The sequence below is a fragment of the Ureibacillus suwonensis genome, assembly GCF_042655065.1.
GTDB lineage: Bacteria > Bacillota > Bacilli > Bacillales_A > Planococcaceae > Ureibacillus > Ureibacillus suwonensis.
In genome coordinates this window covers 1-24,423 of record NZ_JBHSNQ010000080.1, presented here as the reverse complement: position 1 = coordinate 24,423, position 24,423 = coordinate 1, and the positions used below count along the sequence as shown (strand labels likewise).

Here is a 24,423-nt window from a genome sequence, read left to right as displayed (position 1 = left end):
TTTAGGTGTATTTTTAAAATGGGCCTGATTCAAGGCTTTTTTGTGCTGCCTAAAAATTTCATCGTTCTCCCAACCCCGTTAAGGCGACTTAGCGGGGTTTTTTACTTGTATATATTGGAAAAGGGGGATTTTCATGTTTACCGGAATTATTGAGGATAAAGGGATTGTCACTGGGATTGAAAAAGACGAGAAAAGTATGAAGATTGTGATCCGCTCGCCAAAAATCGTGTCTGATGCGTCTCTTGGAGATAGTATTGCTGTCAATGGCGTTTGTTTAACGGTGACACATTTAACGAAGGACGAGATGACGGTCGATGTCATGCCGGAAACGGTGAAGGCGACGACGATTCATCAGTTGAAAAAAGGAGACTATGTCAATTTGGAAAGGGCAATGGCAGCTGGCGGCCGTTTTGGAGGGCATATCGTTTCCGGACATGTGGATGGAGTGGGAACAATCCGCAGCAAGAAACCGGTATCCAATGCCGTGTATTACGAAATCGAAATCCCGAAAGAGCTGCTGGAACAATGCATTCCGAAAGGTTCCATCACCGTCGATGGAACAAGTTTGACCATTTTTGGAGTCAGTGACACGGCCATCACCATTTCGCTCATTCCGCATACGTATGCAGAAACGATTTTGGGAATGAAGGGAATCGGCGATCAGGTGAATATAGAAACGGATATGCTCGGAAAATATGTGTTGCATCATTTGAAGAGAATAAATACTAAAGAAGAATCAAACATTACATTGGAATTTTTGACTCAAAACGGATTTTAAGGATGGTGGTTGATATGTTAAATACAATTGAAGAAGCAATAGAAGACTTGAAAAAAGGGAAAACCATCATCGTGGTGGATGATGAGAACCGGGAAAATGAAGGGGATTTGGTCGCTTTGGCGGAACATGCCACACCGGAAGTCATCAATTTTATGGCGACATACGGCCGCGGGTTGATTTGTACCCCAATAACGGAAGAATTGGCGGAAAAGCTGGATTTGCATGCGATGGTCGCCCATAATACCGACAATCACCAAACGGCATTTACAGTAAGCATCGACCATGTGAGTACAACTACCGGTATCAGCGCCTACGAACGCTCGACAACGATTTTAAAAATGCTCGAAGCGGATGCGGAAAAATCCGATTTCAGAAGACCGGGCCACGTTTTCCCGCTCATCGCCAAGAAAAACGGCGTGTTGGAAAGACAAGGGCATACAGAGGCTGCGGTGGATTTGGCCCGCATTGCCGGCGCTTTTCCGGCAGGGGTGATTTGCGAAATCATGGGGGATGACGGCAGAATGTCCCGTCTTGACGATCTCTTGAAGTTCGCAGAAGTCCATGATTTAAAAATTATTTCCATTGAAGAATTGGTCCGCTATCGCTTTAGAAATGAAAAGGTTGTGAAACGGGCGGCCTCTGTCAAAATGCCAACGACTTATGGGGATTTCCAAATGATCGGTTATGAGAACGAAATTGACGGCTTGGAGCATGTGGCATTGGTGAAAGGAAACATCCGTGAAGATGAAGCGCCGCTTGTGCGCATCCATTCGGCTTGTTTGACGGGGGATGTCTTTCATTCAAAACGCTGCGATTGCGGTCCACAGTTGGAAAAATCTTTGGAAATGATTGAAAACGAAGGCAAAGGCGTTCTTTTATACATGCAACAGGAAGGGCGCGGCATCGGATTGATTAATAAACTAAAGGCATACGCATTGCAGGAGCAAGGTTTGGATACGGTGGAAGCGAACTTGAAGCTCGGTTTCCCGGCGGAATTGAGGGATTATGCATTAAGCGCGCAAATGCTGAAGGATTTGGGCATTACAAAAATCCGCCTGATGACGAACAATCCGGAAAAGATCGAAGGCATCGAAAAATACGGCATCAAAGTGGTTGAACGGGTGCCTATTATCATCCAACCAAATCAAATCAATGCCTATTATTTAAAAACAAAAAGGGAAAAAATGCATCATTTTATTTAAGTTTGACATTCTGAATCAATTTTAAGAGGGAGCAATGGAAAATGGGAAAAGTATTTGAAGCAAATTTAGTCGGAACAGGATTAAAAATCGGAATCGTGGTGGGACGATTCAATGAATTCATCACTTCCAAACTGTTGGATGGAGCTTTGGATGGATTAAAACGCCATGGGGTGGATGAGGCAAACATCGATGTGGCATGGGTGCCTGGCGCTTTTGAAATTCCGTTTATCGCAAAACAAATGGCTGAAACGGGAGAGTATGATGCGGTCATCGGCTTGGGAACGGTCATCCGGGGATCCACAACCCATTACGACTATGTCTGCAATGAGGCGGCAAAAGGCATCGCCCAAGTTTCTTTGCAAACGAATGTGCCGGTGATTTTCGGTGTTGTGACAACGGAAAATATTGAACAGGCCATTGAACGGGCCGGAACAAAAGCGGGCAACAAAGGATATGATGCCGCAGTTTCTGCCATCGAAATGGCGAATTTGAAAAAGATGTTTAAATAATCATGAAGTAAGATTCCTCAATTGGGGAATCTTTTTTATTTTTGGGGAAATGGATTCGCACAAGAAGTGGATATATCTGAGGGGGAAGGGAAACATTTGAGAGAAGAAGTCATCCGAGCAAGAGGGAGGGTTATCCGAGCAAGAGGGAGGGTTATCCGAGCAAGAGGGAGGGTTATCCGAGCAAGAGGGAGGGTTATCCGAGCAAGAGGGAGGGTTATCCGAGCAAGAGGGAGGGTTATCCGAGCAAGAGGGAGGGTTATCCGAGCAAGAGGGAGGGTTATCCGAGCAAGAGGGAGGGTTATCCGAGCAAGAGGGAGGGTTATCCGAGCAAGAGGAGGAGTTATCCGAGCAAGAGGGAGGGTTATCCGAGCAAGAGGAGGAGTTATCCGAGCAAGAGGGAGGGTTATCCGAGCAAGAGGAAGAGTCATCCGAGCGAGAGGGAGGATTATCCGAGCAAGAAAAGTTGCCATCCAAGCAAAAAGAACCGCCATCTGCGCAAAATAAAAAGCTAACCCCAAAAAACTTTATAAAAAAAGGAACCCATTCAACAATGGATTCCCAACGGCATATCAACCTGCCAAATCAAGAAGCTTCTCCCCAAAACATTTCATCCACCAAATAATCAAACACCAACTCATCCAAAGTTCCGAAAGTATATCCTTGCCGTTTCGCTTCTTTAATAAAATCCGGCAATGCATCCGCATTATGTTCAGCGACAGTGTGCATCAAAATAATGGCACCGGGATGCAGCTGTTTGACCAGCTCATTATATGCATATTCTGCACCTTTCTTTTGATCCGTATCCCAATCGCGAAATGCGATGGACCAGAAAATGTGGGTATAGCCATGTTCATTGCCAACCTCCAACAGCTCGGTGCTGAAAACGCCTTCCGGTGGACGAACGTAATAAGTCCGTTCAATCCCTGTGATTTCCTTTAATTTTTTATCGAAATTCTGCCATTCCTTCAACATGCCTTCACGGGTCAATCTCGCCATATTCGGATGTTTGTCGGAATGGTTGCCGATTGTATGCCCTTCCTTTACTATCCGTTTTACGATATCCGATGCGCTTGTCAAATAATGCCCCGTTAAGAAAAAAGTTGCTTTTACTTTTTCCTTTTTTAATGTATCAAGAATTTGCTCCGTATGACCCGCCTCAAATCCGTTATCGAAAGTCAAATAAATTACTTTTTTCTCCGGATTTCCCCGGTAAAATGCCCCGTACTCCCTCAATAATCGCTCAAATTCAGCACCTGCATCCGGCGGGTTTCCATCTTTGGCTTTTGTAAACCCCCAATGATATTCCTTAGCCAACGTTTGAGGTGCCGGAATCAACAAACCAAAAAGCAACATGATTGCGAATGCAAACTTTATTCCTTTCAACTTTCCGCCTCCTCTTCTTTTTGCTTTAGATTGTGCAAAAAGAAAACGATTATGCCGGCATGCTTTACAATGCCCCGGATATATGAACGAAACGTGATTTTGTGTATACTAAAAATCAAGGAGTGTTTTCATGCAAGTCATTACAAAAATCACCCGCCAAAAAAATCAGGAACGATATAATATTTATTTGAATGATGAATTTGCTTTTTCGGTGGACGAGTCCACCCTTATAAAGTTTGGCTTAACAAAAGGAAAAATACTCGATCCTTTTGAGATGGATGAAATCGCCTATGAAGATGAAATTGCCAAAGCCTTTAACCGCGCGCTCCATTTTTTGAGTTATCAAATGCGCAGCGAATTTGAAGTGAAAAAGAAACTGCTCGATGCCGGCTTCGGTGAATCGGTCGTGCTTGAGGCGATTCAGAAGCTGAAGAAATTGGGTTTTCTCAATGATGAAAGCTATTCCAAGGCATTGCTTGAGACGAAGAAAAAAACCGCCAAAAAAGGTCCAATGGCCATCAAGCAGGATTTAAAGAAAAAAGGCATCGACAAAAACACGATGGAAAAAGCTTTGGAATCGTACACCCATGAAGAGCAATTGCAGCTTGCCATGCAGCTCGCCGAAAAAACGGTGAAAATGAATCCGAAAAAAACGCCCGCTCAAATCAAGCAAAAAATTCAAGACACATTGATTCGAAAAGGCTATTCCTTTGAAATCGTGAATGAAATACTTGACCAAATCGAGCTGGAGCGAGATGATGATGAATGGTACGAATTGATTGCTGTTCAAGGTGAAAAAATTTGGAATAAATATGTCCGGAAATTTGAGGGCAAACAGCTGGAATTGAAAGTGAAACAAGCCCTTTATCAAAAAGGATTTCCAATAGAAATGATCGATCGATTTATCGATGAAAAGAGGGAGAATGGATGAAAAAAACATATGCGCAAATGACGCCTGAAGAATTAAGACAAGAGATAGCGAATCTGAAGGAAAAGGCGAGAAAAGCCGAACAATTGGGCATCGTCAATGAATTTGCCGTATACGAAAGAAAAGCGCTGATGGCACAAGCCTATTTGATGGACCCATCCTTCATCAAACCTGGTGAAATTTATAGAATAGAAGGGGCACCAGGGGAATATTTCAAAGTGGAATATTTGAAAGGGCGCTTTGCATGGGGCTTCCGACTACATGGAGAAAAATTTGAAGAAGCATTGCCAATTTCCATGCTCATTCCACTGAAAGAGGAGGAATAACATGGACGCAAGCACGATGATGATTGAGCGATTGACTGAAGAATTATTGGAAGTGAATCCATTTTTATCAGAAAACAAAGCCCGCACATGGATTGAATTATTATGGTCGGATTTTGAGGCGACCTATGCAAAGGCGGGCCGCCGCTATAAAGGGCCTGAATTTACGGAAAGAATCATCCGCCAGTGGATTGAAAGCTATGGCGATAAAATCCATGAATTTGCAGGCCGCAATCCGAAATATGCGCATTTATTGGATGAAGAGTAATGAAAAGGAGCACCCCTACTAAGAGGTTGCTCCTTTACACTTGAAGCCGATTATCATATGGTCAGCCGCTTGGGCGGAAACTAATCGCTCGCTCCGATTTGCAATTTCCGTTGAAGCTTGTCTTCGCTGAAAATCCAACCGGTATAGGAAGTGACGATGTTCAAGTCTTCATCCAAATGGGCGACCGCTACGAATGGATAGCGTTCATTGCTTCGGTACCTCAAATCGATCAATCTGACTTCCGTGAGCCCGTTTTCCAGTTCGGAAATGTCCCAATGATAAATTGGGGAGAAAGATAAAAAGGCGGATAAATTTGGATCGCTCAAGGCCTTTTCGACCAAAGGCGTTTTAGGCAAAGGGCGGATTTTGAATTTATCGTAAATATTGATTGTCCGTCCAAATGCCCGTCCCACATAATAATGGGTTTGGGATTTGGCTGCGACCCGCCAGATAAAGAAACGCATGGTCGGAGCGACAATGATGACCTCCGCATCCGGAATCGTTTTGCGCACGGCATTTTTTACCGATTGTTGAACGAGGTATCTTAAAATATAATAGCCAATGATGACCAAATACATAGTGGTAAATATCATAACCGGGTCCATCCTTAAAACCCATAGAATGATCCCGACACAATGGATTCCAAAAATGTATGGGTCAAAGGTGTTGATGACGCCGAGAGCCACCCATTTCCTTGAGAATGGCCTTAGTGCCTGCGTGCCGTAAGCATTGAAGATATCGACAAAAACATGCAAGAAAACGGCGAGAAACGTCCATAACCAAAGATGCAGCACATTGGCTTCCTGGAAAATGAGCGATGCGATGGCGGTAATTCCAATGGGCCAAAGAATGACGGCAGGAACAGAATGGGTAATGCCTCGATGATGTCTTATATAAACCGCATTATTGCGGAGTTTTAATATCGTGTCTACATCAGGAGCTTGGGAACCGACAATTGTTCCTGTTAAAACTGCTGCAAAAGTCACGCTATGATTTGCCACAACCGGATCAATCAAAGATAACCCTCCGAGGGCAATGCCCATGACGAGGTGAGTGCCAGTATCCATCCAAATCATCTCCTTAAAAACGGAGGACTACAGAATTTGTAAAAGCAAAATAAATACAACTTCTTTATAATTATATTATACCCTAATTACTAAAAATAAAATCGAAAACTGTCAGGAGGAACTAGTGAAATACCCATATTCGCAACAATTTCGACAAAGTCTTGTCGAATGGTTTCATGAAGAAAAACGTGATTTGCCTTGGAGACAAACAAACGATCCATATAAAATTTGGGTTTCGGAAGTGATGCTTCAACAAACCCGTGTGGACACGGTCATTCCATATTATCAACGGTTTATCGATAAATATCCCACAATCGAGTCGCTGGCAAACGCCGATGAAGAAGAGCTGCTCAAGATGTGGGAGGGGCTTGGATATTATTCAAGAGCCCGCAACCTGCAAGCCGGTGTAAAAGAAGTGGTTGAGAAATATGGCGGCACGGTGCCGAACAACCGCCATGACCTGCAACGATTAAAAGGCGTCGGCCCTTATACTGCCGGAGCCATTTTAAGCATTGCCTATAATCTCCCGGAACATGCAGTCGACGGCAATGTGATGCGTGTATTGAGCCGGGTGTTACATATCAAAGAGGACATTTCCCTTGTAAAAACCCGGAAAATCTTTGAAGAAGCGGTGGAACAATTGATCCATCCGGAATACCCTGGGGATTTCAATCAGGCATTGATGGATTTGGGGGCGATGATTTGTACGCCATCTTCTCCAAAGTGCCTGCTTTGTCCGGTGAGGGAATATTGTCTGGGATTTATGGAAGGCGATGCGGAACAGTTGCCGATCAAGACGAAGAAAACAAAAGAAAAACATGAATTTTATGATGTGTATATCGCAGTCAATGATGGGAAAGTCTTGTTCGAAAAGCGTCCGGAAGAAGGACTCCTTGCAAACATGTGGCAGTTTCCGATGATGCTGAAGGGCAAATCATCGGAAGATACAAAAAAACAATTTGAATTAAAATACAATGTGGAAATCAAAAATATCATCGAAGAAGATTTTTTCGAACAGAAGCATATTTTCTCCCATTTAATCTGGAATTTGCGTTGCCATTTGGTGGACATCACAGAAAACGGGGAACTGCCGGAGTTTGCGCATTATGTCACATTGAAGGAAATCGAAGGCTTGCCGCTTCCGGTGCCAATGATAAAAATTGTGAATATTCTGAATCAATATATTTTTCATTCCCCGGAATAATCCCGGGTTCACCTGTCCACAATAACTAGCGTGGAGGTGAACATTCATGGCAAAAAATCGCAACAAAAACAACCAGGCAGAGGAGTTTGCTCAAGAACAGGATTTTGAACAAACTCGTCAAGACCAACAAAACAACAAAAAACCACAAAACCAACAACAAAACAAAAACAACAACAAATAAGAAACAGCGATTGAGTGCTACTGGTATAGACATTTTTGTCTATACCTTTATTTTTTGCGCCAGTTCCTTATCAATGGATAACACATCAAGAATAATTATTGATTTTAATAGTAAAATGAGCCGTTCCTCAATATAATATATAAAGAGTGTGTTATTTCCTACAAGTTTTCAGAAACATTGATATAATAGACGTGAGTATATAGGAAAGTGAAAAGGTGGGGCTAAAAAATGACGGTACCGAAAGAAGGAGAAACCATACAAATACATAGTTATAAACATAATGGAAGCATCCACCGGGTTTGGCACGAAACGATGGTATTAAAAGGAACGAAAAATATTATTATCGGAGCAAATGACAGAACTCTTGTTACAGAAGCGGATGGTCGAACTTGGCTTACAAGAGAGCCTTCCATATGTTATTTTCATGCGGAACACTGGTTCAATATCATCTGCATGTTGCGGGAAGACGGGGTTTATTATTATTGTAATATGAGTTCCCCTTTTGTCTTTGACAATAACGCGATCAAATATATCGATTACGACCTGGATCTCAAAGTGTTCCCTGACAAGACCTATACATTGCTGGATGAAGATGAATATGAACAACATAAAGCGGAAATGGGCTATCCGGATGTGATCGATAAAATATTAAAGCGCAATGTCACTAAACTCCTGAGCTGGGTGAAGCAGAAAAAAGGTCCCTTTGCCCAGGACTTTATAGAAGTATGGACAAACCGGTATTTATTTTACAAAGACATGCAATCCAATAATAAATAGCTTTTCGGCGTCTCATGTGGGAAGAGACGTCTTTTTTATTGTGGTAAAATAGAATTCGTTATGTCAAACTTGGAAAAATAAAAGGAAAATTGACACTCCATGTGTAGCAGTAAGGATGTGATCGCTTTTGGACAGTATTCGAAGATATATGCGTTTTGTCAAGCCCTATTACTGGGAAATCATTTTGACCCTGATCATAGGGGTCATCAAATTTGCCATCCCGTTGTTCATTCCATTCTTAACGAAAATTGTCATCGATGATATTCTGTTAAATACTGAATTGACGGATGCCGAACGCATCAAGCAATTGACTTATTGGCTTGGCGGAGCCCTCGTCATCTTCTTCATCATCCGGCCACCGGTGGAATATTATCGGCAATATTTCGCCCAACATGTCAGCAATAAGGTGCTGTATGACATTCGGAAAGAACTTTATGTGCACTTGCAAAAGTTGAGTTTGAAATTTTATTCCAATCATCGGGCAGGGGATATCATTTCCCGCTTCATCAATGATGTTGAAGCGACGAAAAACTTTGTGATGATTGGGCTGATGAATTTATGGCTTGATATGACAACGATTTTGATCGTCATAGGAATCATGCTGACGATGGATTGGAAATTGACGATCGTTGCGGTGATTTCCCTTCCGTTATTCGCAATCAGTGTAAAGTATTTCTTTGGAAGACTGAGGGCGTTGACAAGAATCCGTTCCCAGGCGCTGGCGAATTTGCAAAGCTATTTGCATGAACGGGTGAGCGGCATCAGCATTGTAAAAAGCTTTGCTCTTGAGGAACACGAACAAAAGATTTTTGACAAGGAAAATGGCGAGTTTTTGGACAAATCTCTGGACCATACAAGATGGAATGCAAAATCCTTCGCGGTAGTCAACACGATTACGGATATCGCCCCTTTGTTGGTCATCGGCTTTGCCTCTTATCTGATCATTCAGGGGCAACTATCCGTCGGTGAAATGGCGGCATTTATGGGATATATCGAGAGGCTTTATTCACCGTTAAGAAGATTGATGAACTCTTCAACGACCCTTACCCAATCCATCGCTTCAATGGACAGGATGTTCAGTTTGATGGATGAAGAGTACGATGTCCAAAATAAACCGAATGCTCTTCCATTGCCGCCGGTTACAGGGAAAGTGGAATTCCAGAACGTCCAATTCAAATACGCAGAAGAGGGACAACCGGTATTAAAAAACATCAACTTTACCATCCAGCCTGGGGAAACCGCCGCATTTGTCGGAATGAGCGGTGGAGGGAAATCGACGATAGTCAGCCTCATACCGCGCTTTTATGATGTAACATCCGGTTCTGTAAAAATTGATGGCAAAGATGTGCGGGAGGTGGACATCAAGTCCCTCCGTTCGCAGATCGGCATTGTGTTGCAGGACAATATTTTATTCAGCGATTCCGTGAAGCAAAACATTTTAATGGGAAAACCGGATGCGACGGATGAAGAAGTCATTGCGGCGGCAAAAGCGGCGAATGCCCATGACTTTATCATGTCGCTTCCGAATGGATATGACACCAAAGTGGGAGAGCGGGGAGTCAAGCTGTCAGGCGGCCAGAAACAGCGTATCGCCATCGCAAGGGTGTTTTTGAAAAATCCTCCAATCTTGGTGCTGGATGAAGCAACCTCCGCCCTCGATTTGGAAAGCGAAGCGTTGATCCAGGAATCGTTGGAACGTTTGGCGAGTGACCGAACAACCATCATCATTGCCCATCGCCTATCGACCATTACTCATGCCGATAAAATTTTTGTCATTGACCATGGTGAAGTGGCAGAAGAAGGCAATCATGAGTCTTTGATGGCGAAAAAAGGAATATATCACGACCTATTTCAAATTCAAAATTTGGATTAAAAAGAGGAGCCAGGTGCAAAAAATTACCTGGCTCTTTTATTGTTATGTTCCAAAAATTTTTGTTTTTTCTATCTTTTCCATATATTTAATGTTAAAATAAAAATTTCTAAAGATTCTATAAAATGAATAATTCAAAATTTTCTGTATTAAAAACAGATATTGCTAGGTTAGAAAGAAATGTATAAAATATTTAGTAAAATGGAAAAATTTTTAGTTTAGAGAATTTTTTCTTATATCTTCCATTTGTTTATTACTATATATTATTTTTTGAAAATCTATGAATCTATTCATTGTATTTGAAGGTTAGAAAAATCAATAAATCAATAGAATCGCTTCCCACGTTTTACTGTTTTTTAAAATATTATTTCAGAAAATTCTAATTTCTAAAACGAAATCGGCAGATTCTTGCATATGAATCCGATAAATAGATGAGGTGAATACATGGAGAGAAAAGTGCTGCTAGAAGTGAAGGATTTGGAAACAACATTTTTTACAAATGACGGAAAAGTTCCCGCGGTTGATCATATAGATTTTAAAGTCTATGAAGGCGAAATATTGGCAATTGTAGGTGAATCCGGTTGCGGGAAGAGCGTTACCTCTTTATCGATCATGGGGCTGGTTCCAAACCCTCCCGGAAAAATAACATCAGGTGAAATATTGCTGGAAGGCAGGGATTTGACGAAGCTTCCGGAAAAGGAGATGCGGAAGATTCGCGGAAAGGATATCGCGATGATTTTCCAGGAGCCGATGACTTCTTTGAACCCTTTGTTCACAATTGGGAACCAATTGGTTGAGGCGATTCGGATCCATCATCGGGATTGGGGCAAAAAGAAAGCCGAAAGCCATGCCATCGAAATGATGAAACTTGTCGGACTTCCCCGCGCGGAAGAATTGATGAAGGAATATCCCCATCAATTATCCGGCGGTATGAGACAGAGGGTGATGATTGCGATGGCTTTGTCTTGCAATCCGAAATTACTGATTGCCGATGAACCGACAACCGCATTGGATGTAACGATTCAAGCGCAAATTATGAAACTGATGCAAGATTTGAATAAAAAATTCAATTCCGCTGTTCTTCTGATCACCCATGATTTAGGTGTCGTGGCGGAAATCTGCGAACGGGTGGTTGTCATGTACAGCGGGCAAATCGTGGAAGAAGCATCGGTGATGGAAATCTTTAAAAATCCAAGCCATCCATATACAAAAGGACTTATTCAATCCGTGCCGGATATGCGGGTGAAGAAGGAAACATTATATTCGATCCCGGGTTCCGTTCCAAAGCCTGGTTCCATCAAAACCGGATGCAGATTTGCCCCAAGATGTGAATTTGCAACGGATCGGTGCTTCAATGAAAATCCTCCGATATATGAAGTTTCAGCAGGTCATAAGGCAAGATGTTTCTTATTGGAGAAAGAGGAGGGGACTGTTCTTGAAGAACACACTGTTAAAAGTTGAACAATTAAAAAAACATTTTCCGAAACACAAAAAAGCGTTTTCCAAAACAACAGAAGTGGTAAAGGCCGTTGATGGCGTTTCTTTTGAAGTGTTTGAAGGAGAGACGCTCGGAATCGTTGGGGAATCAGGCTGCGGAAAGTCCACTACCGGAAGAATGATTATGCGCTTGCTTGAACCGACTGATGGAAAAATTTATTTTAACGGGATTGAACTGACATCCTTGTCAAAAAGTGAAATGCGGAAAGCCAGAAGGGATTTGCAAATGGTGTTTCAAGATCCGTACGCTTCATTGAATCCGAGGCATACGGTCGAAAAAATCCTGGAGGAACCATTGATTGTCCATGGAATTGGAAATTCAAAAGAAAGAAAAGAAATGGTGAAAGAGTTTCTCCAAATTGTCGGTTTAAATACTTACCACGCGAAAAGATATCCCCATCAATTCAGCGGAGGTCAAAGACAGCGCATCGGCATCGCAAGGGCGTTGATGACCAATCCCAAATTGATCATAGCGGATGAACCGGTATCGGCATTGGACGTATCGATTCAGGCGCAAGTCCTCAATCTGATGCAGCGGCTGCAGGAAGATTTGAAACTGACATACATCTTCATTGCCCATGATTTGGGGGTTGTACGGCACATCAGCGATCGGGTTGGAGTCATGTATTTGGGAAGATTGGTGGAATTGGCGGATTGCGATTCCCTCTATGAGGAACCGTTGCATCCATATACGAAAGTGCTGCTTTCTTCCGTTCCAGTTCCTGACCCTACATATAAAAAAGAGGAAGTCTTGATCAAAGGGGATATTTCCGAATCTGTACCGAAAAACGGTTGTTTATTCCATCCGCGATGTCCTTTTGCCACGGAAGTATGCAAAACAATCGTTCCGGAATTGAAAGAAGTGAAACCGGGTCATTCTGTTGCGTGCCATCTTTTTGATGAAGCGCAGCAATGACATAAATGAACATCAAAAAATAGGAGGGGTTTTATGTTGAAAAAACTTTGGCCTGCAGCATTGCTTTTATTGCTGCTTGTTCTGGCTGCCTGTGGCGGAAATGACGATCAGGCAGGCAACGACGAAGGGGATCAAAAGTCAAATGTTCCTCAAGTATTAGTGTTTGGCCGCGGCGGAGATTCAGTATCTCTTGACCCAGCCATCGTGACTGACGGGGAATCTGCAAAAGTAACAATCAACTTATTCGAAACATTGGTAAATTTCGGTGAGCAAGATACAACCATTCAACCGGGGCTTGCTGAAAGTTGGGAAGTAAGCGATGATGGTTTGACTTATACGTTTAAATTGCGCGAAGGCGTAAAATTCCATGATGGAACAGATTTCAATGCGGAAGCGGTAGTGAAGAACTTCGAGCGTTGGAAAGCCGGCGCATCCGAAAAGTTCTACTACTACCATTCCATGTTCAAAGCTGAAGGCGAAGATATCATCAGCGAAGTAATCGCCGAAGATGACCATACAGTGGTATTCAAATTATCAAGACCGCAAGCACCATTCTTGAAAAACTTGGCGATGTTCCCGTTTGGTATCGCTTCGCCGGCTGCGTTGGAAAAATATGGTGAAAGTTTTGGGGATAATCCGGTAGGTACAGGTCCGTTCAAATTTGTTGAGTGGAAACGCAATGATTCCATTACCCTTGAAAAATTCGCGGATTATTGGCAAGAAGGATTGCCAAAATTGGATAAAGTGATTTTCCGCGCGATTCCTGACAACTCGGCGCGCTTAAATGCATTAGTTGCCGGAGATATCGACTTGGCGGATGGCATCAACCCATCTGATGCAAAATCTGTTGAATCCAATGGAGATTTACAATTGATTGAACGTCCGTCCATGAACGTCGGTTACTTAGGTCTGACAGTGACGCGTCCGCCATTTGACAATAAATTGGTTCGTCAGGCTGTGAACCATGCGATTGATAAAAAAGCGATTGTCGATGCATTCTTCTTAGGAAGAGCCGAAGTGGCTGTAAACCCTATGCCGTCATCCATCAGCGGTTATAACGACGAAATCCAAGATTACGAATACAATCCGGAAAAAGCAAAAGAACTTCTTGCTCAAGCCGGATATGATGGCACACCAATTGAACTTTGGGCAATGCCGGTTCCACGTCCATATATGCCGGATGGCCGAAAAGTTGCGGAAGCCATTCAGAAAAACTTGCAAGATGTAGGTATTCCATCTGAAATCAAAACAGCGGAATGGGCTACTTACTTGGAAATGGCGAATAATGGTGAATTTGACGCCTTCTTGTTAGGTTGGACAGGCGACAACGGAGATGCGGACAACTTCTTATACACATTGCTTGATAAAGACACAATCGGAAGCAACAACTATACTTACTATTCCAACGAAGAAGTCCACAAATTGCTTGTACAAGCCCAATCTGAAGTGGACGAAGAAAAACGCAATGAATTATACAAAAAAGCGCAAGAGTTAATCAAAGAAGATGCGCCTTGGGTACCACTTGCACACTCAACTCCGCTGCTTGCCGCGAAGAAAGGTGTAACAAATTATAAACCTCATCCAACAGGTTCAGAAGTACTATCTAAAGTGGAAATGAAATAATTTCAAGCGAGGCACTCATGCGAGTTAGTATGAGTGCCAAGCATTTATACCATTCGTAGAGGGGGGAAGAAGATGCTTCATTACATAGGGCGAAGATTATTGCAGCTAATCCCTGTGCTTTTAGGAATGACCTTCATCGTATTTTTGATTATTCGTGCAATCCCTGGGGATCCGGCCCAAGTGATTTTAGGACAACAGGCAAACAAAGAAACAGTCGAAGCATTGAGAGAAAGTTTGGGGCTGAATAACCCGTGGTATGTTCAGTATTTTGATTATTTGAAAGGATTGCTTACAGGCGATTTGGGAGTATCCCTCCGAACAAACCAGCCAATCTCTTCCGAAATATGGCCTTATCTTGCCGCAACTTTTGAGTTGGCATTTTTTGCGATGTTTATCGCCGTTGTCATTGGAATGAATGCGGGCATTATTTCAGCCTGGTTCCAAAATACCTGGTTTGACTATTTAGCGATGGTTCTTGCGTTGATCGGTGTATCCATTCCGGTGTTTTGGCTTGGTTTGCTGGAACAATGGATGTTCAGTATCAATTTAGGATGGTTTCCGACTTCCGGACGGGAAGAAGTGCGTGATCCCATCACGGCGATTACCCATTTTTATTTGATTGATACATTGATTCAAGGCAGATTTGACCAATTCGGAACAGTCGTCAAGCATCTGTTCCTGCCGGGATTGGCCCTTGCCACAATTCCGATGGCGATTATTGCGCGTATGACCCGTTCTTCCATGCTTGAAGTGATGCGTTCAGACTATATCCGCACTGCCCGGGCAAAGGGGCAGAAAATGTTTGTTGTCGTTTATAAGCATGCTTTAAAAAATGCAATTATTCCAATTTTAACAGTCATCGGTTTGCAAACAGGTTTGCTTTTAGGAGGAGCGATCCTGACGGAGACAATCTTCAGCTGGCCGGGAATTGGTCGCTACATTTATGAAGCCATTGGATTCAGGGACTATCCGGTCATTCAATCGGGCATTTTGGTGGTGGCATTCTTATTCGTCATGATTAACTTCATTGTCGATATCCTATATTCAGTCATCGATAAGCGGATCAAGTACAGCTAGAAGGAGGGAAAATAATGGCAGAAGTAGCAACAAAACAAATGGAAGTAATTGAGGATAAAGTGTCGTCTCCTTGGAAAGAAGCTTTGCGCACTTTTCTGCGAAGCAAATCGGCTGTAGCGGGAACCATCATCGTTTTATTGTTCATACTGGTTGCCCTTTTTGCTCCCGTAATTGCGCCTGAAGGGATCAACGAGCAAAAATTGGGAGATCCAAGTACGCATTTAGTACCTCCTTCAAGTGAATTTTGGTTCGGAACAGATGAATTTGGAAGGGACATCTTTTCGCGGGTTGTATGGGGGGCGCAAATTTCTTTGACGGTCGGTTTCGGTGCGGTTGTTTTATCCGCGATTCTGGGAAGTTTCCTTGGAATCATAGCCGGTTATTATGGCCGTTGGGTGGATACGATCATTTCAAGATTCTTTGATATTTTGCTTGCATTCCCAAGCATCCTGCTTGCAATCGCGATTGTTTCCATTTTGGGAAGTTCATTGCAAAATGCATTAATTGCAATTGCAATCGTCAATGTGCCAAACTTTGGGAGATTGATCCGTTCCAAAGTGTTGAGTGTAAAAGAAGAGGAGTATATTACAGCAGCCAAAGCCATTGGAATGAAGGATTCCAGAATATTGCTTCGGCATGTGCTGCCCAACTCTTTTGCACCGGTCATCGTTCAAGGTACATTAGCGATTGCGACTGCAATTATTGAAGCGGCGGCCCTCAGCTTCCTGGGCTTAGGAGCGGAACCACCGCAACCGGAGTGGGGGAAAATGCTTGCCGATGCGCGAATTTATTTGATGAATGCACCTTGGACAATGATTTTCCCTGGACTTGCCATCATGTTGACCGTGCTCGGCTTTAACTTGATGGGAGACGGATTGAGGGATGCCCTCGATCCGAAAATGAAAAACTAAGGTTTGGATGTTTATTCAAACAAATCCGTAGACAAATACCGTTCACCAGTATCAGGTGCAAGACACAACACATTGGCCGTTTTCGGCAAGTCTTTGGCGATTTGAATGGCAAAGTAGGCGGAGCTTGCACCGGATGCACCTACCAGGATGCCTTCTTCACGGGCGAGGCGTCTTGCTGTGTTTTGGGCATCTTCATCTTTAATATGAAGTATTTTATCGTAAATGTCAGTGTTTAATATTTTTGGAATGAACCCTGGGCCTGTCCCGGGGATTTTATGTGGTCCTGGCTGGCCGCCTGCAAGCACCGGGGATCCGGCCGGTTCGACGACATAAATTTTCAAATCCGGCAACACCTTTTTCAGCTCTTCCCCTGTACCTGTAATCGTGCCACCTGTTCCCGCGGTTAAGACGAAAGCATCCAATTTGTCGCCAAATGCCTTCAAGATTTCAACAGCGGTTGTATTTCTGTGGGCATCTGAATTGGCTTCGTTTTCAAATTGCAAAGGTATAAAGGAATCGGGGATCTTTTCCGCGATCCGATAAGCTTCATCGATGGCCCCTTGCATCCGCAACCGACTCGGTGTCAAATGCACTTCCGCGCCATAAGCCCGCATCAGTTGAATACGTTCTTTCGTTGCGTTATCAGGCATTGTAATGATGCATCGGTAGCCTTTTACAGCACATACCATGGCAAGGCCGATGCCGGTATTCCCGGATGTCGGTTCAATGACGGTACTTTTCCCGGGAATTAATTTTCCTTCCTGTTCCGCGCGGAGAATCATGTTGTGGGCAGCGCGGTCTTTCACGCTTCCCCCGGGATTGAAGGATTCCAGCTTCATATATACGTTTGCCCCTTCAGGAGAAGGCAATCTATTTAATTTCACGATGGGTGTATTGCCTATAAGTTCTGCAACAGAATGATATAATTTCATGATAAACTTCCTTTCAAAGTGTTTTCATTGTTCATTTAAACGAAGGCGGGCAGCTTCCCCAAGCATCCGGTTTATAGGAGTCTTGGATAAGCGCCCGCAATTTTTTGTTTTCAACACTTCATTTCAGCAAGTCAGGTTTGCAAGTCCGGAGTTAATGGGTATTGCCGAATACCGGATGTGCAACAATCAATAAAACTGTTCTTCCAAGTCTTCGTTGAGGTCTTTGCCATGAAAGTTTTGGAATGAGACGATCAATGTGTCGAGATGCTCCAGATTTTCCTCATAATCAAGAATTCTCGAAAAAATATAGAACAAATGGTAGCTTGAAAATTCTTCTTCGCCTTCCCGCTGCTTCTCGATGGCGATTTGTTCGATTAACCGCTCCATCACTTCCGAGCGGTTTAAATGTTTTTTATCCACCGTCCATTTGGAATGTTCCGGCCGAAGTTTCCCCGTATATTTCAACAATAGCTGTTCATGATACGTGAGCAAAAAATCAAGCCTCTCTTGAAGCATCGTTCTAAAGGTCGCAGGCAGATGGGCGATTTCATTTTCATGTTTATGAAGCCTCACCAACAGCTCGAAGCTTTTTTTCGTTGTGGTGATCATTTGGCGATACACAACGAGTTTGCGCATCTGGCTATGGCGCTTCTTTTTGCTGTATTGCCTCTCTTCCTTATATAAAACATACATTGATTCAATCTCGGAAAGCCGCTTTTGAAATTTGTTCAAAGCGTTTTTCATCGATACATGCTCAGATGCTCCCCGAATGGCCAATCTCGTCCATCGGATAATATCATCCTGAAGCGATTGGATTTGCTTGAATAACTTAACCTCATACCGCGGCGGCAGGAAAACCATATTCACAATAAACGCCGCGAATACCCCGACCATGACCGTGGCAAATCGGATGACGCTGAATTCCAAAAAGTTGCCGCTTTCATATACCATGATGGCCACAAGGGTCACGAGGGCCAAAGAAAGGGATGAATTCAATTTCAATTTCAGCATGATTCCGATGACAATAATGGCTGCAATCCCGATGGCGACAATATGGTGGCCGAAAAATATCCCGAATAAAATGGCAATAACCGCTCCAATCAGGTTCCCCTGCACTTGTTCCACAATCGTCAAATAAGAACGATAGATGGAGGGCTGAATGGCAAAGATGGCAGCGATTCCGGCGAAAACGGGTGATGGAAGCTTCAAAAGCTCCGCCAAAAATAATGCAAAAACGATTGCGACTCCTGTTTTTAATACTCGGGCGCCTAACTGCATAACGAAGCCCCCACTTTACAATTTATTTGAAACTCAATATTCAGTGAGCCGTCCAAATGATTCAACAACACAATTCTCATCTATGAAAAAGTCCCCCAAGAAAAATGTATAGACAATATTGAAGCCTGGGAAAGGGTTGGCATGGAATTCCTTCATGCCTTCCTGAATCCCTCACAAGTTCAAATAGAAAGGAGTCCGGAATCCCACATGGTTATGTCATTTCAATTGTGAAAATGCGTAATCCACCGCATCGATTGTTTCAAGAATATCTTGTTCCTTGTGTTCCGTTGTCAAGAACCAGGCTTCGAATTTGGAAGGAGCCAAGTTGATTCCTCTTGAAAGCATCAATTTAAAGAAGCGGCCAAACATTTCGCCGTCGGATTGTTCCGCTTGTTTATAATTTTCCACTTTTTGATCGGTAAAGTACACAGTAAGGGCACCTTTGATGCGATTTACCGTGATTGTAATGCCATGTTTTTCTGCGGCATCCAAAATGCCTTTTTCAAGCATGGCACCTAACCGGTCCATTTCTTCATATACCCCCGGTGTTTGCAGCACTTCCAAGCAAGCAATACCCGCAAGCATGGATGCAGGGTTGCCGGCCATTGTTCCCGCTTGATAGGCTGGACCTAATGGTGCGACGGTATCCATGATTTCTTTGCGGCCGCCATAAGCGCCAATTGGAAGACCACCGCCGATAATTTTCCCCATTGCCGTCAAATCCGGTGTAAAACCAAGCATATTTTGCGCTCCACCATAATGGAAACGGAATCCGGTGATCACTTCATCATATATCACAAGGGCTCCGTATTCTTTGGCCACTTTATGAATATATTCCAAAAAGCCCGGTTTAGGCATGACCATACCGAAGTTTCCGACGATCGGCTCCACCAAGATGGCTGCCACTTCTTCCCCCCATTTGTCCATTGCGAGTTGCAAGTGTTCTGTGTCGTTGTAAGGAACCGTAATCACTTCTGTTGCCACGGTTTGAGGAACACCGGCTGAGTCAGGTGAACCGAGGGTGGCCGGACCGGATCCTGCTGCAACCAATACTTGGTCGAAATGTCCATGATAGCAGCCTTCAAATTTGATGATTTTTGTCCGTCCCGTATAGGCGCGGGCTACGCGGACCGTCGTCATCACCGCTTCTGTGCCTGAGTTGGTAAAACGCACTTTATCCAACGATGGAATCGCATCTTTCAACATTTTAGCAAATTTTACTTCGTGCTCGGTTGGAGTTCCGAAAAGCACGCCTGTGTCAGCCGCAAGTTTGATGGCTTCCGCAATGTGCGGATGGCCGAATCCTGTAATGATTGGTCCATATCCTGCCAAATAGTCGATGTAACGGTTGCCGTCCACATCCCAAAAATATGGGCCTTTTCCTTTTGCCATCACAACTGGTGCGCCACCGCCAACCGCTTTATAGGAGCGGGAAGGGCTGTTCACCCCACCCACGATATGTTTTAGCGCTTCTTGATAAATTTCTTCAGATTTTGTGTGAATCATTGTATTGCCTCCATTTTATAATTTCAATTTTATTTTAGCCTTCTTTGGCATATTACGCCAAAGAATTTGAAACATTTTCCCTGGTTCGGTAGGATAGACGAAAAGGAGGAATTTTCATGAGCGAATCTTTAGTGAATAAAAAAGCGCCGGAATTTACTCTTATGAATGAAAAAGGGGAACCGGTCAGCCTCAGTGATTTTATAGGAAAGAAAATTGTTCTTTACTTTTATCCAAAAGATATGACGCCAGGGTGCACAACGGAAGCCTGTGATTTCCGCGACCATTATGAGTCTTTCGCGGACCTGAACGCGGTCATTTTGGGGGTAAGTACAGATTCGGCGGAAAGGCACCAAAAATTTATTGAAAAATACGATTTGCCCTTCTCCTTATTGGTTGATGAGAATCATGAAGTATGCGAAAAATACGGCGTTTGGGTGTTGAAGAAAAATTATGGCAAAGAATACATGGGGATTGAACGTTCAACATTTCTGATTGATGAAAATGGGGTTGTCATCAAGGAATGGAGAAAAGTCCGCGTGAAAAATCATATTGAAGAAGTATTGAATTATTTGAGGGAAATCGAAGGGGAGTAAGAGATATGAGAGTTTATTTCACTTTTGATCCAAGACCGGATTTGAAAGATTCATTGGTAAAAGATTTTCCGGAAGTTGACTTCGTTTTTCATAAAAAAATTGATGAGGAAGAATTGGCGAAAGCGGAAGTGCTTGTGACTTACGGGGAAGATTTGGATGATGAAAAAATCAAGATTGCCCAAAAAATGGAATGGATTTTTGTCGCTTCCGCCGGGATTGAAAAAATGCCGCACCGGGCCATTGCCGAACGGGGCATTGTCGTTTCCAATGTGCGCGGCATACATAAAAAACCGATGGCGGAATCGATTCTTGCACATCTTCTTTCCATTAAAAGGGCGCTGCCATTCATTTATAAAAATCAGCAAGAAAGAATTTGGAGCCAGAAGACCAAATTGTACGAATTAAATGGTTCAACCGCCCTGATTTTAGGTCCGGGGGCTATTGGCGGAGAAGTGGGGCGCATGCTTCAGGCGTTTGATGTCAATACGATCGGACTCAACCGCAACGGGGAAAGTGCGCCTTATATGAACGAAACACATACAATCGATAAGTTGAAAGACCTGTTGCCGAAAGCGGATATCGTCATCTCCATTCTGCCAAGCACAAATGAAACAAGATATTTGTTGACTTATGAAGACTTCACATTAATGAAAGACAGTTGCATCTTTATGAATTTCGGCCGTGGAGATTTGGTCAGAACGGAAGATTTGATCAAAGCGTTGGAGGAAAAGCAAATTTTCCATGCGGTGTTGGATGTGTATGAAGAAGAGCCGCTACCAAGGGACAGCAAGCTTTGGGAAATGGATAACGTAACGATTTCTCCGCATATTTCAAGCCGTTCTTCCAGATATTTGGAGCGCAGTTTTGAAATATTCAAACCGAGCTTAAGAAAATGGATGAACGGCGAACGGGATATCGAAAACAAGATGGACATATTGAGGGGATATTAAATTTTTTATAGAAAAATTGTACGTTTTCATAGTGATTATTTTTTATCAGGAAGTATATTGAATATAGGACTATTTTTTGAGAAAATTATGTTATTGTATGTGATTTCAGCATGTTTAAAAGTTGACGATATCCAAATATTCAGTTACACTAATTATAACAATTATTAATTAATAATTCTTGAAAAGAGGTGCATGACGATGTCTGAATTGCAGTTGAAAAATGCTCTAGACACGTTAAAGGCAACGGGCGTAAGAATTACTCCACAACGTCATGCTATACTGGAATATTTGATCAATTCAATGACGCATCCAACTGCCGATGAGATATATAAATCATTAGAAGGTAAATTTCCAAACATGAGTGTTGCGACTGTATACAACAACTTGCGCGTATTCCGCGAGGCCGGTTTGGTCAAGGAATTGACATACGGCGATGCAGCAAGCCGTTTTGATTTCGTAACAAATGATCATTACCATATGATTTGTGAAAGCTGCGGGAAAATCACCGACTTCCACTATCCGGCGTTAAAAGAAGTCGAACAATTTGCATCTCATGTTACTGGATATAAAGTTAATTCTCACCGCCTTGAAGTTTATGGAACTTGCCCTGACTGTCTAGAACAAAAAAATAAGCAAGTGCTGTAAAAAGAATCCTAGTAACTTTGGTTGCTAGGTTTTTTAAATGTCTTGATTGAGGGGCCAATCTCATAGCCTTTGGTACTCGGGAAGATTACAAATCGAAACCTATTTGATATGGAATATGGGACTTTAAACTCTTGGGCATTCTTTTCAAACCCATAAAATAAAATGAGTAGGAATACATTTTCCTACTCATATTTTATGGTTATTTTTTCGATTTTCTATTGTATTCTTCGTTGAATTCTTTGCCTTCCAGTGCCGGATCCAAAGTCAACGGTTCATTGCAATGCATGCAAATATCCACGCGTCCCAGCATTTTCGTCTCTTTGCCGCAGCCTGGACAGACAACTTTCACTGCCCGGGTGGATAACATTCCTATCCAAAGGTATACGACTGTGCTGGCGATGATGCATAATAAACCCAAACACATAAAAATAAGCACTAACACGACGTTATTTTTGAAAAACACGGCACCGTACATGACGATAAATCCGACGAAAATGAGTGCAAGTGCGAAGGAACGTATTTTATTGATTTTGCTTGAATATCTTTTTTTCATCAGAGTGCCCTCCTAATCTTGATTCTAATATAACATAGCTGAGAACAATGTAGAAATAGAAAGAAAAAAAGAAGGATTCTTATTCTTGATGTCGAAAGAAATTAACGTAATCGCTATATAGGAGGACTATTCATGGACTATATTCTGCGTTCAATTTATCAAGAACGTGCCAGTCAACCTGAAACCTTGGGAGTAATTCTTGTCAATAAACGGGAAGATCAAATCAACTTGACAGATACATTTGATACGATCCTATTAATCATTGTTAAAGAGGCCCAGTTACCTATTTTTACAAAGCACTATTGCTATGAAAACCATAAAGTCGCTATGCATGTCATTACAGAACAATTGTTGAACAAGTGGATATATATAGGAAAAAACCGGCGAATTGTAGATTGGGTTTTTCATGGGAAAGTGATGTTTGAACGGAATGAATACTTGAGTAATTTAAAAATGGAATTGGAGGATTTTTCTTATTACGGGAGAAAGATCAAAGCCGGCATCCAATTTGCGAAATTATTGAGAAGCTACACTGAAGGGAAGGAATTTTTTCAGCGCGGTGACCATTTGGATGCGTATCATCATGTGGTGAAGTCCCTTCAATATTTGGCCAGATTATCAATTATCGAAAATGGCTTATATCCGGAAGTGACTGTCTGGTCACAGGTGAAAAAATTGGAACCTTCTGTTTATAAATTGTATGAAGAGCTGGTGACAAGCAGAGAATCGATTGAAAAGCGATTGGAGTTATTGTTTTTGGCAATCGAGTTTTCCATGAATTCCAAAGTTCAATCTTGCTCGGAACACATTATGGAAATCATGCAATCAAAGGAACTTTGGACAATTCAAGATTTGCATAATCATCAAGAACTTAAATTTTATTCGGTAGAATTGGAGCTTTTCATTGAATTTTTAATTGAAAAAGGATATATTATTGTTGAGAGAATTCATTCCAAAAATGAATCTATCGATCATCGCCTTTATAGAATCAATGATACTTTAAAATAATATTTTTTGATTGAAATAAGAAATTTTCGAGGTTAAATAGTTTTATTTTTCCTCGAAATTTTTTCGCTAAAAGTATTGACATTCTATAATCGATCGTTGTATTATAATTACCGTCGCTAAACGATAAAAGTTATAGTTAAATAGCAACTTGATAAAAAAGTTGTTGACACAAAAAAACAGATATGTTAAATTATAAAAGTCGCTGTTAAAAAAGCGATAAAGAACGAACCTTGAGAACTGAACAACAGACGCGCAAATTTTAGTTCGTAACCCTCGTTACAGAACTAAATTTGAACAATATTTTTGAGCTAATCAACTTTTCTTTTATGGAGAGTTTGATCCTGGCTCAGGACGAACGCTGGCGGCGTGCCTAATACATGCAAGTCGAGCGGACCAATTAGAAAGCTTGCTTTTTAATTGGTTAGCGGCGGACGGGTGAGTAAC

25 protein-coding genes and 1 rRNA gene are annotated in these 24,423 nt (G+C 42.4%); 20 read left to right on the top strand and 6 right to left on the bottom strand.

The genetic code is table 11. The annotated features are described in order from the left end of the window. The first annotated feature begins 133 nt into the window (after positions 1 to 133). Genes ribE through ribH form a run of 3 tightly spaced genes read left to right on the top strand, consistent with a single transcriptional unit; the run spans position 134 to position 2,489 of the window. Complete coding sequence (ribE, locus tag ACFPOH_RS09685; protein ID WP_342468541.1) at positions 134 to 778, top strand: riboflavin synthase; 645 nt, start codon at positions 134 to 136, stop codon at positions 776 to 778. Between the two features lie 14 nt (positions 779 to 792). After that, a complete protein-coding gene (locus ACFPOH_RS09680; protein ID WP_342468542.1) occupies positions 793 to 1,980 on the top strand; it encodes a bifunctional 3,4-dihydroxy-2-butanone-4-phosphate synthase/GTP cyclohydrolase II in 1,188 nt (395 codons plus the stop codon). 41 nt (positions 1,981 to 2,021) lie between these two features. After that, positions 2,022 to 2,489: a 6,7-dimethyl-8-ribityllumazine synthase gene (gene ribH / locus ACFPOH_RS09675; RefSeq protein ID WP_342468543.1), complete on the top strand. Its 468-nt coding sequence runs from the start codon at positions 2,022 to 2,024 to the stop codon at positions 2,487 to 2,489. A 582-nt stretch (positions 2,490 to 3,071) separates the two neighbouring features. Here the strand turns inward: ribH and ACFPOH_RS09670 are convergent. Continuing rightward, positions 3,072 to 3,842, bottom strand: coding sequence for a polysaccharide deacetylase family protein (locus tag ACFPOH_RS09670; RefSeq protein WP_342471248.1), 771 nt, complete (start codon positions 3,840 to 3,842; stop codon positions 3,072 to 3,074). A 160-nt stretch (positions 3,843 to 4,002) separates the two neighbouring features. Between ACFPOH_RS09670 and recX the strand changes: the two genes are divergently transcribed. The 3 genes from recX to ACFPOH_RS09655 are packed head-to-tail and all read left to right on the top strand — an operon-like array spanning position 4,003 to position 5,391. Next, positions 4,003 to 4,803 (top strand): recombination regulator RecX, encoded by an 801-nt coding sequence (recX, locus tag ACFPOH_RS09665; RefSeq protein ID WP_390309512.1) that lies wholly within the window; start codon positions 4,003 to 4,005, stop codon positions 4,801 to 4,803. Further along, on the top strand, positions 4,800 to 5,126 hold the full coding sequence (locus ACFPOH_RS09660; protein ID WP_342468545.1) for a YfhH family protein: 327 nt from the start codon (positions 4,800 to 4,802) through the stop codon (positions 5,124 to 5,126). Before recX ends, ACFPOH_RS09660 begins: the two co-directional genes overlap by 4 nt. A 1-nt stretch (position 5,127) precedes the next feature. After that, positions 5,128 to 5,391 (top strand): YfhJ family protein, encoded by a 264-nt coding sequence (locus ACFPOH_RS09655; RefSeq protein WP_342468546.1) that lies wholly within the window; start codon positions 5,128 to 5,130, stop codon positions 5,389 to 5,391. Positions 5,392 to 5,471: 80 nt separating this feature from the next. Here ACFPOH_RS09655 and ACFPOH_RS09650 read toward each other — a convergent pair whose 3' ends face one another. Continuing rightward, entirely contained in the window at positions 5,472 to 6,458 is a 987-nt protein-coding gene (locus ACFPOH_RS09650; protein WP_342580394.1) for a metal-dependent hydrolase, read from the bottom strand. 124 nt (positions 6,459 to 6,582) lie between these two features. On the opposite strand from ACFPOH_RS09650, the gene mutY reads away from it, so the two are divergent. The 9 genes from mutY (at position 6,583) to ACFPOH_RS09605 (ending at position 16,514) form a co-directional block, all read left to right on the top strand. Beyond that, positions 6,583 to 7,662 carry an A/G-specific adenine glycosylase gene (gene mutY, locus ACFPOH_RS09645; RefSeq protein WP_342468548.1) on the top strand — a complete coding sequence of 360 codons (1,080 nt, stop codon included), beginning with the start codon at positions 6,583 to 6,585 and terminating at the stop codon, positions 7,660 to 7,662. 46 nt (positions 7,663 to 7,708) lie between these two features. Further along, positions 7,709 to 7,843, top strand: a complete 135-nt coding sequence (locus ACFPOH_RS09640; RefSeq protein WP_342468549.1) for a hypothetical protein — start codon at positions 7,709 to 7,711, stop codon at positions 7,841 to 7,843. 228 nt (positions 7,844 to 8,071) lie between these two features. Then, on the top strand, positions 8,072 to 8,620 hold the full coding sequence (gene ntdP, locus ACFPOH_RS09635; protein WP_342468550.1) for a nucleoside tri-diphosphate phosphatase: 549 nt from the start codon (positions 8,072 to 8,074) through the stop codon (positions 8,618 to 8,620). Positions 8,621 to 8,747: 127 nt separating this feature from the next. Further along, entirely contained in the window at positions 8,748 to 10,493 is a 1,746-nt protein-coding gene (locus ACFPOH_RS09630; RefSeq protein ID WP_390309511.1) for an ABC transporter ATP-binding protein, read from the top strand. A 441-nt stretch (positions 10,494 to 10,934) separates the two neighbouring features. Beyond that, the gene (locus ACFPOH_RS09625) at positions 10,935 to 11,951 is read left to right on the top strand and encodes an ABC transporter ATP-binding protein (protein ID WP_342468552.1); all 1,017 of its coding nucleotides are present in this window, start codon (positions 10,935 to 10,937) and stop codon (positions 11,949 to 11,951) included. Beyond that, the gene (locus ACFPOH_RS09620) at positions 11,926 to 12,903 is read left to right on the top strand and encodes an ABC transporter ATP-binding protein (RefSeq protein WP_390309510.1); all 978 of its coding nucleotides are present in this window, start codon (positions 11,926 to 11,928) and stop codon (positions 12,901 to 12,903) included. Before ACFPOH_RS09625 ends, ACFPOH_RS09620 begins: the two co-directional genes overlap by 26 nt. Before the next feature lie 33 nt (positions 12,904 to 12,936). Beyond that, the gene (locus tag ACFPOH_RS09615; RefSeq protein ID WP_342468554.1) at positions 12,937 to 14,526 is read left to right on the top strand and encodes an ABC transporter substrate-binding protein; all 1,590 of its coding nucleotides are present in this window, start codon (positions 12,937 to 12,939) and stop codon (positions 14,524 to 14,526) included. 72 nt (positions 14,527 to 14,598) lie between these two features. Continuing rightward, the gene (locus tag ACFPOH_RS09610) at positions 14,599 to 15,603 is read left to right on the top strand and encodes an ABC transporter permease (RefSeq protein WP_342580390.1); all 1,005 of its coding nucleotides are present in this window, start codon (positions 14,599 to 14,601) and stop codon (positions 15,601 to 15,603) included. A gap of 14 nt (positions 15,604 to 15,617) precedes the next feature. After that, positions 15,618 to 16,514: an ABC transporter permease gene (locus ACFPOH_RS09605; protein WP_342468556.1), complete on the top strand. Its 897-nt coding sequence runs from the start codon at positions 15,618 to 15,620 to the stop codon at positions 16,512 to 16,514. Between the two features lie 11 nt (positions 16,515 to 16,525). On the opposite strand, the gene cysK is transcribed toward ACFPOH_RS09605, so the two are convergent. The 3 genes from cysK to ACFPOH_RS09590 form a co-directional block, all read right to left on the bottom strand. Next, positions 16,526 to 17,446, bottom strand: a complete 921-nt coding sequence (gene cysK / locus ACFPOH_RS09600; protein WP_342468557.1) for a cysteine synthase A — start codon at positions 17,444 to 17,446, stop codon at positions 16,526 to 16,528. A 186-nt stretch (positions 17,447 to 17,632) separates the two neighbouring features. Next, complete coding sequence (locus tag ACFPOH_RS09595) at positions 17,633 to 18,724, bottom strand: FUSC family protein (RefSeq protein WP_342468558.1); 1,092 nt, start codon at positions 18,722 to 18,724, stop codon at positions 17,633 to 17,635. A 216-nt stretch (positions 18,725 to 18,940) separates the two neighbouring features. Next, positions 18,941 to 20,230, bottom strand: a complete 1,290-nt coding sequence (locus ACFPOH_RS09590; RefSeq protein WP_342580389.1) for a glutamate-1-semialdehyde 2,1-aminomutase — start codon at positions 20,228 to 20,230, stop codon at positions 18,941 to 18,943. Positions 20,231 to 20,346: 116 nt separating this feature from the next. Between ACFPOH_RS09590 and bcp the strand changes: the two genes are divergently transcribed. The 3 genes from bcp to perR all read left to right on the top strand — a co-directional run bounded on the left by bcp (position 20,347) and on the right by perR (position 22,418). Continuing rightward, positions 20,347 to 20,823, top strand: coding sequence for a thioredoxin-dependent thiol peroxidase (gene bcp, locus ACFPOH_RS09585; protein WP_342468560.1), 477 nt, complete (start codon positions 20,347 to 20,349; stop codon positions 20,821 to 20,823). A 5-nt stretch (positions 20,824 to 20,828) separates the two neighbouring features. Then, entirely contained in the window at positions 20,829 to 21,773 is a 945-nt protein-coding gene (locus tag ACFPOH_RS09580; RefSeq protein ID WP_390309509.1) for a D-2-hydroxyacid dehydrogenase, read from the top strand. A gap of 192 nt (positions 21,774 to 21,965) precedes the next feature. Beyond that, positions 21,966 to 22,418: a peroxide-responsive transcriptional repressor PerR gene (gene perR / locus ACFPOH_RS09575; RefSeq protein ID WP_390309508.1), complete on the top strand. Its 453-nt coding sequence runs from the start codon at positions 21,966 to 21,968 to the stop codon at positions 22,416 to 22,418. A gap of 199 nt (positions 22,419 to 22,617) precedes the next feature. Here the strand turns inward: perR and ACFPOH_RS09570 are convergent, their stop codons facing one another. Continuing rightward, on the bottom strand, positions 22,618 to 22,971 hold the full coding sequence (locus ACFPOH_RS09570) for a YgzB family protein (RefSeq protein WP_342468563.1): 354 nt from the start codon (positions 22,969 to 22,971) through the stop codon (positions 22,618 to 22,620). Positions 22,972 to 23,103: 132 nt separating this feature from the next. On the opposite strand from ACFPOH_RS09570, the gene ACFPOH_RS09565 reads away from it, so the two are divergent. Both ACFPOH_RS09565 and ACFPOH_RS09560 read left to right on the top strand, forming a co-directional pair. Next, positions 23,104 to 23,979: a nucleotidyltransferase-like protein gene (locus tag ACFPOH_RS09565; RefSeq protein WP_342468564.1), complete on the top strand. Its 876-nt coding sequence runs from the start codon at positions 23,104 to 23,106 to the stop codon at positions 23,977 to 23,979. Between the two features lie 323 nt (positions 23,980 to 24,302). Continuing rightward, a 16S ribosomal RNA gene (locus tag ACFPOH_RS09560) occupies positions 24,303 to 24,423 on the top strand; the annotation flags it as partial.

Excerpts from the sequence above, each read along its gene's own strand:
- ribE (WP_342468541.1), top strand. The coding sequence starts at position 134 with ATGTTTACCGGAATTATTGAGGATAAAGGGATTGTCACTGGGATTGAA.
- ACFPOH_RS09680 (WP_342468542.1), top strand. The coding sequence starts at position 793 with ATGTTAAATACAATTGAAGAAGCAATAGAAGACTTGAAAAAAGGGAAA.
- ribH (WP_342468543.1), top strand. The coding sequence starts at position 2,022 with ATGGGAAAAGTATTTGAAGCAAATTTAGTCGGAACAGGATTAAAAATC.
- ACFPOH_RS09670 (WP_342471248.1), bottom strand. The coding sequence starts at position 3,842 with ATGTTGCTTTTTGGTTTGTTGATTCCGGCACCTCAAACGTTGGCTAAG.
- recX (WP_390309512.1), top strand. The coding sequence starts at position 4,003 with ATGCAAGTCATTACAAAAATCACCCGCCAAAAAAATCAGGAACGATAT.
- ACFPOH_RS09660 (WP_342468545.1), top strand. The coding sequence starts at position 4,800 with ATGAAAAAAACATATGCGCAAATGACGCCTGAAGAATTAAGACAAGAG.
- ACFPOH_RS09655 (WP_342468546.1), top strand. The coding sequence starts at position 5,128 with ATGGACGCAAGCACGATGATGATTGAGCGATTGACTGAAGAATTATTG.
- ACFPOH_RS09650 (WP_342580394.1), bottom strand. The coding sequence starts at position 6,458 with ATGGATACTGGCACTCACCTCGTCATGGGCATTGCCCTCGGAGGGTTA.
- ACFPOH_RS09640 (WP_342468549.1), top strand. The coding sequence starts at position 7,709 with ATGGCAAAAAATCGCAACAAAAACAACCAGGCAGAGGAGTTTGCTCAA.
- ntdP (WP_342468550.1), top strand. The coding sequence starts at position 8,072 with ATGACGGTACCGAAAGAAGGAGAAACCATACAAATACATAGTTATAAA.
- ACFPOH_RS09625 (WP_342468552.1), top strand. The coding sequence starts at position 10,935 with ATGGAGAGAAAAGTGCTGCTAGAAGTGAAGGATTTGGAAACAACATTT.
- ACFPOH_RS09615 (WP_342468554.1), top strand. The coding sequence starts at position 12,937 with ATGTTGAAAAAACTTTGGCCTGCAGCATTGCTTTTATTGCTGCTTGTT.
- ACFPOH_RS09610 (WP_342580390.1), top strand. The coding sequence starts at position 14,599 with ATGCTTCATTACATAGGGCGAAGATTATTGCAGCTAATCCCTGTGCTT.
- ACFPOH_RS09605 (WP_342468556.1), top strand. The coding sequence starts at position 15,618 with ATGGCAGAAGTAGCAACAAAACAAATGGAAGTAATTGAGGATAAAGTG.
- cysK (WP_342468557.1), bottom strand. The coding sequence starts at position 17,446 with ATGAAATTATATCATTCTGTTGCAGAACTTATAGGCAATACACCCATC.
- ACFPOH_RS09595 (WP_342468558.1), bottom strand. The coding sequence starts at position 18,724 with ATGCAGTTAGGCGCCCGAGTATTAAAAACAGGAGTCGCAATCGTTTTT.
- ACFPOH_RS09590 (WP_342580389.1), bottom strand. The coding sequence starts at position 20,230 with ATGATTCACACAAAATCTGAAGAAATTTATCAAGAAGCGCTAAAACAT.
- bcp (WP_342468560.1), top strand. The coding sequence starts at position 20,347 with ATGAGCGAATCTTTAGTGAATAAAAAAGCGCCGGAATTTACTCTTATG.
- ACFPOH_RS09580 (WP_390309509.1), top strand. The coding sequence starts at position 20,829 with ATGAGAGTTTATTTCACTTTTGATCCAAGACCGGATTTGAAAGATTCA.
- perR (WP_390309508.1), top strand. The coding sequence starts at position 21,966 with ATGACGATGTCTGAATTGCAGTTGAAAAATGCTCTAGACACGTTAAAG.
- ACFPOH_RS09570 (WP_342468563.1), bottom strand. The coding sequence starts at position 22,971 with ATGAAAAAAAGATATTCAAGCAAAATCAATAAAATACGTTCCTTCGCA.
- ACFPOH_RS09565 (WP_342468564.1), top strand. The coding sequence starts at position 23,104 with ATGGACTATATTCTGCGTTCAATTTATCAAGAACGTGCCAGTCAACCT.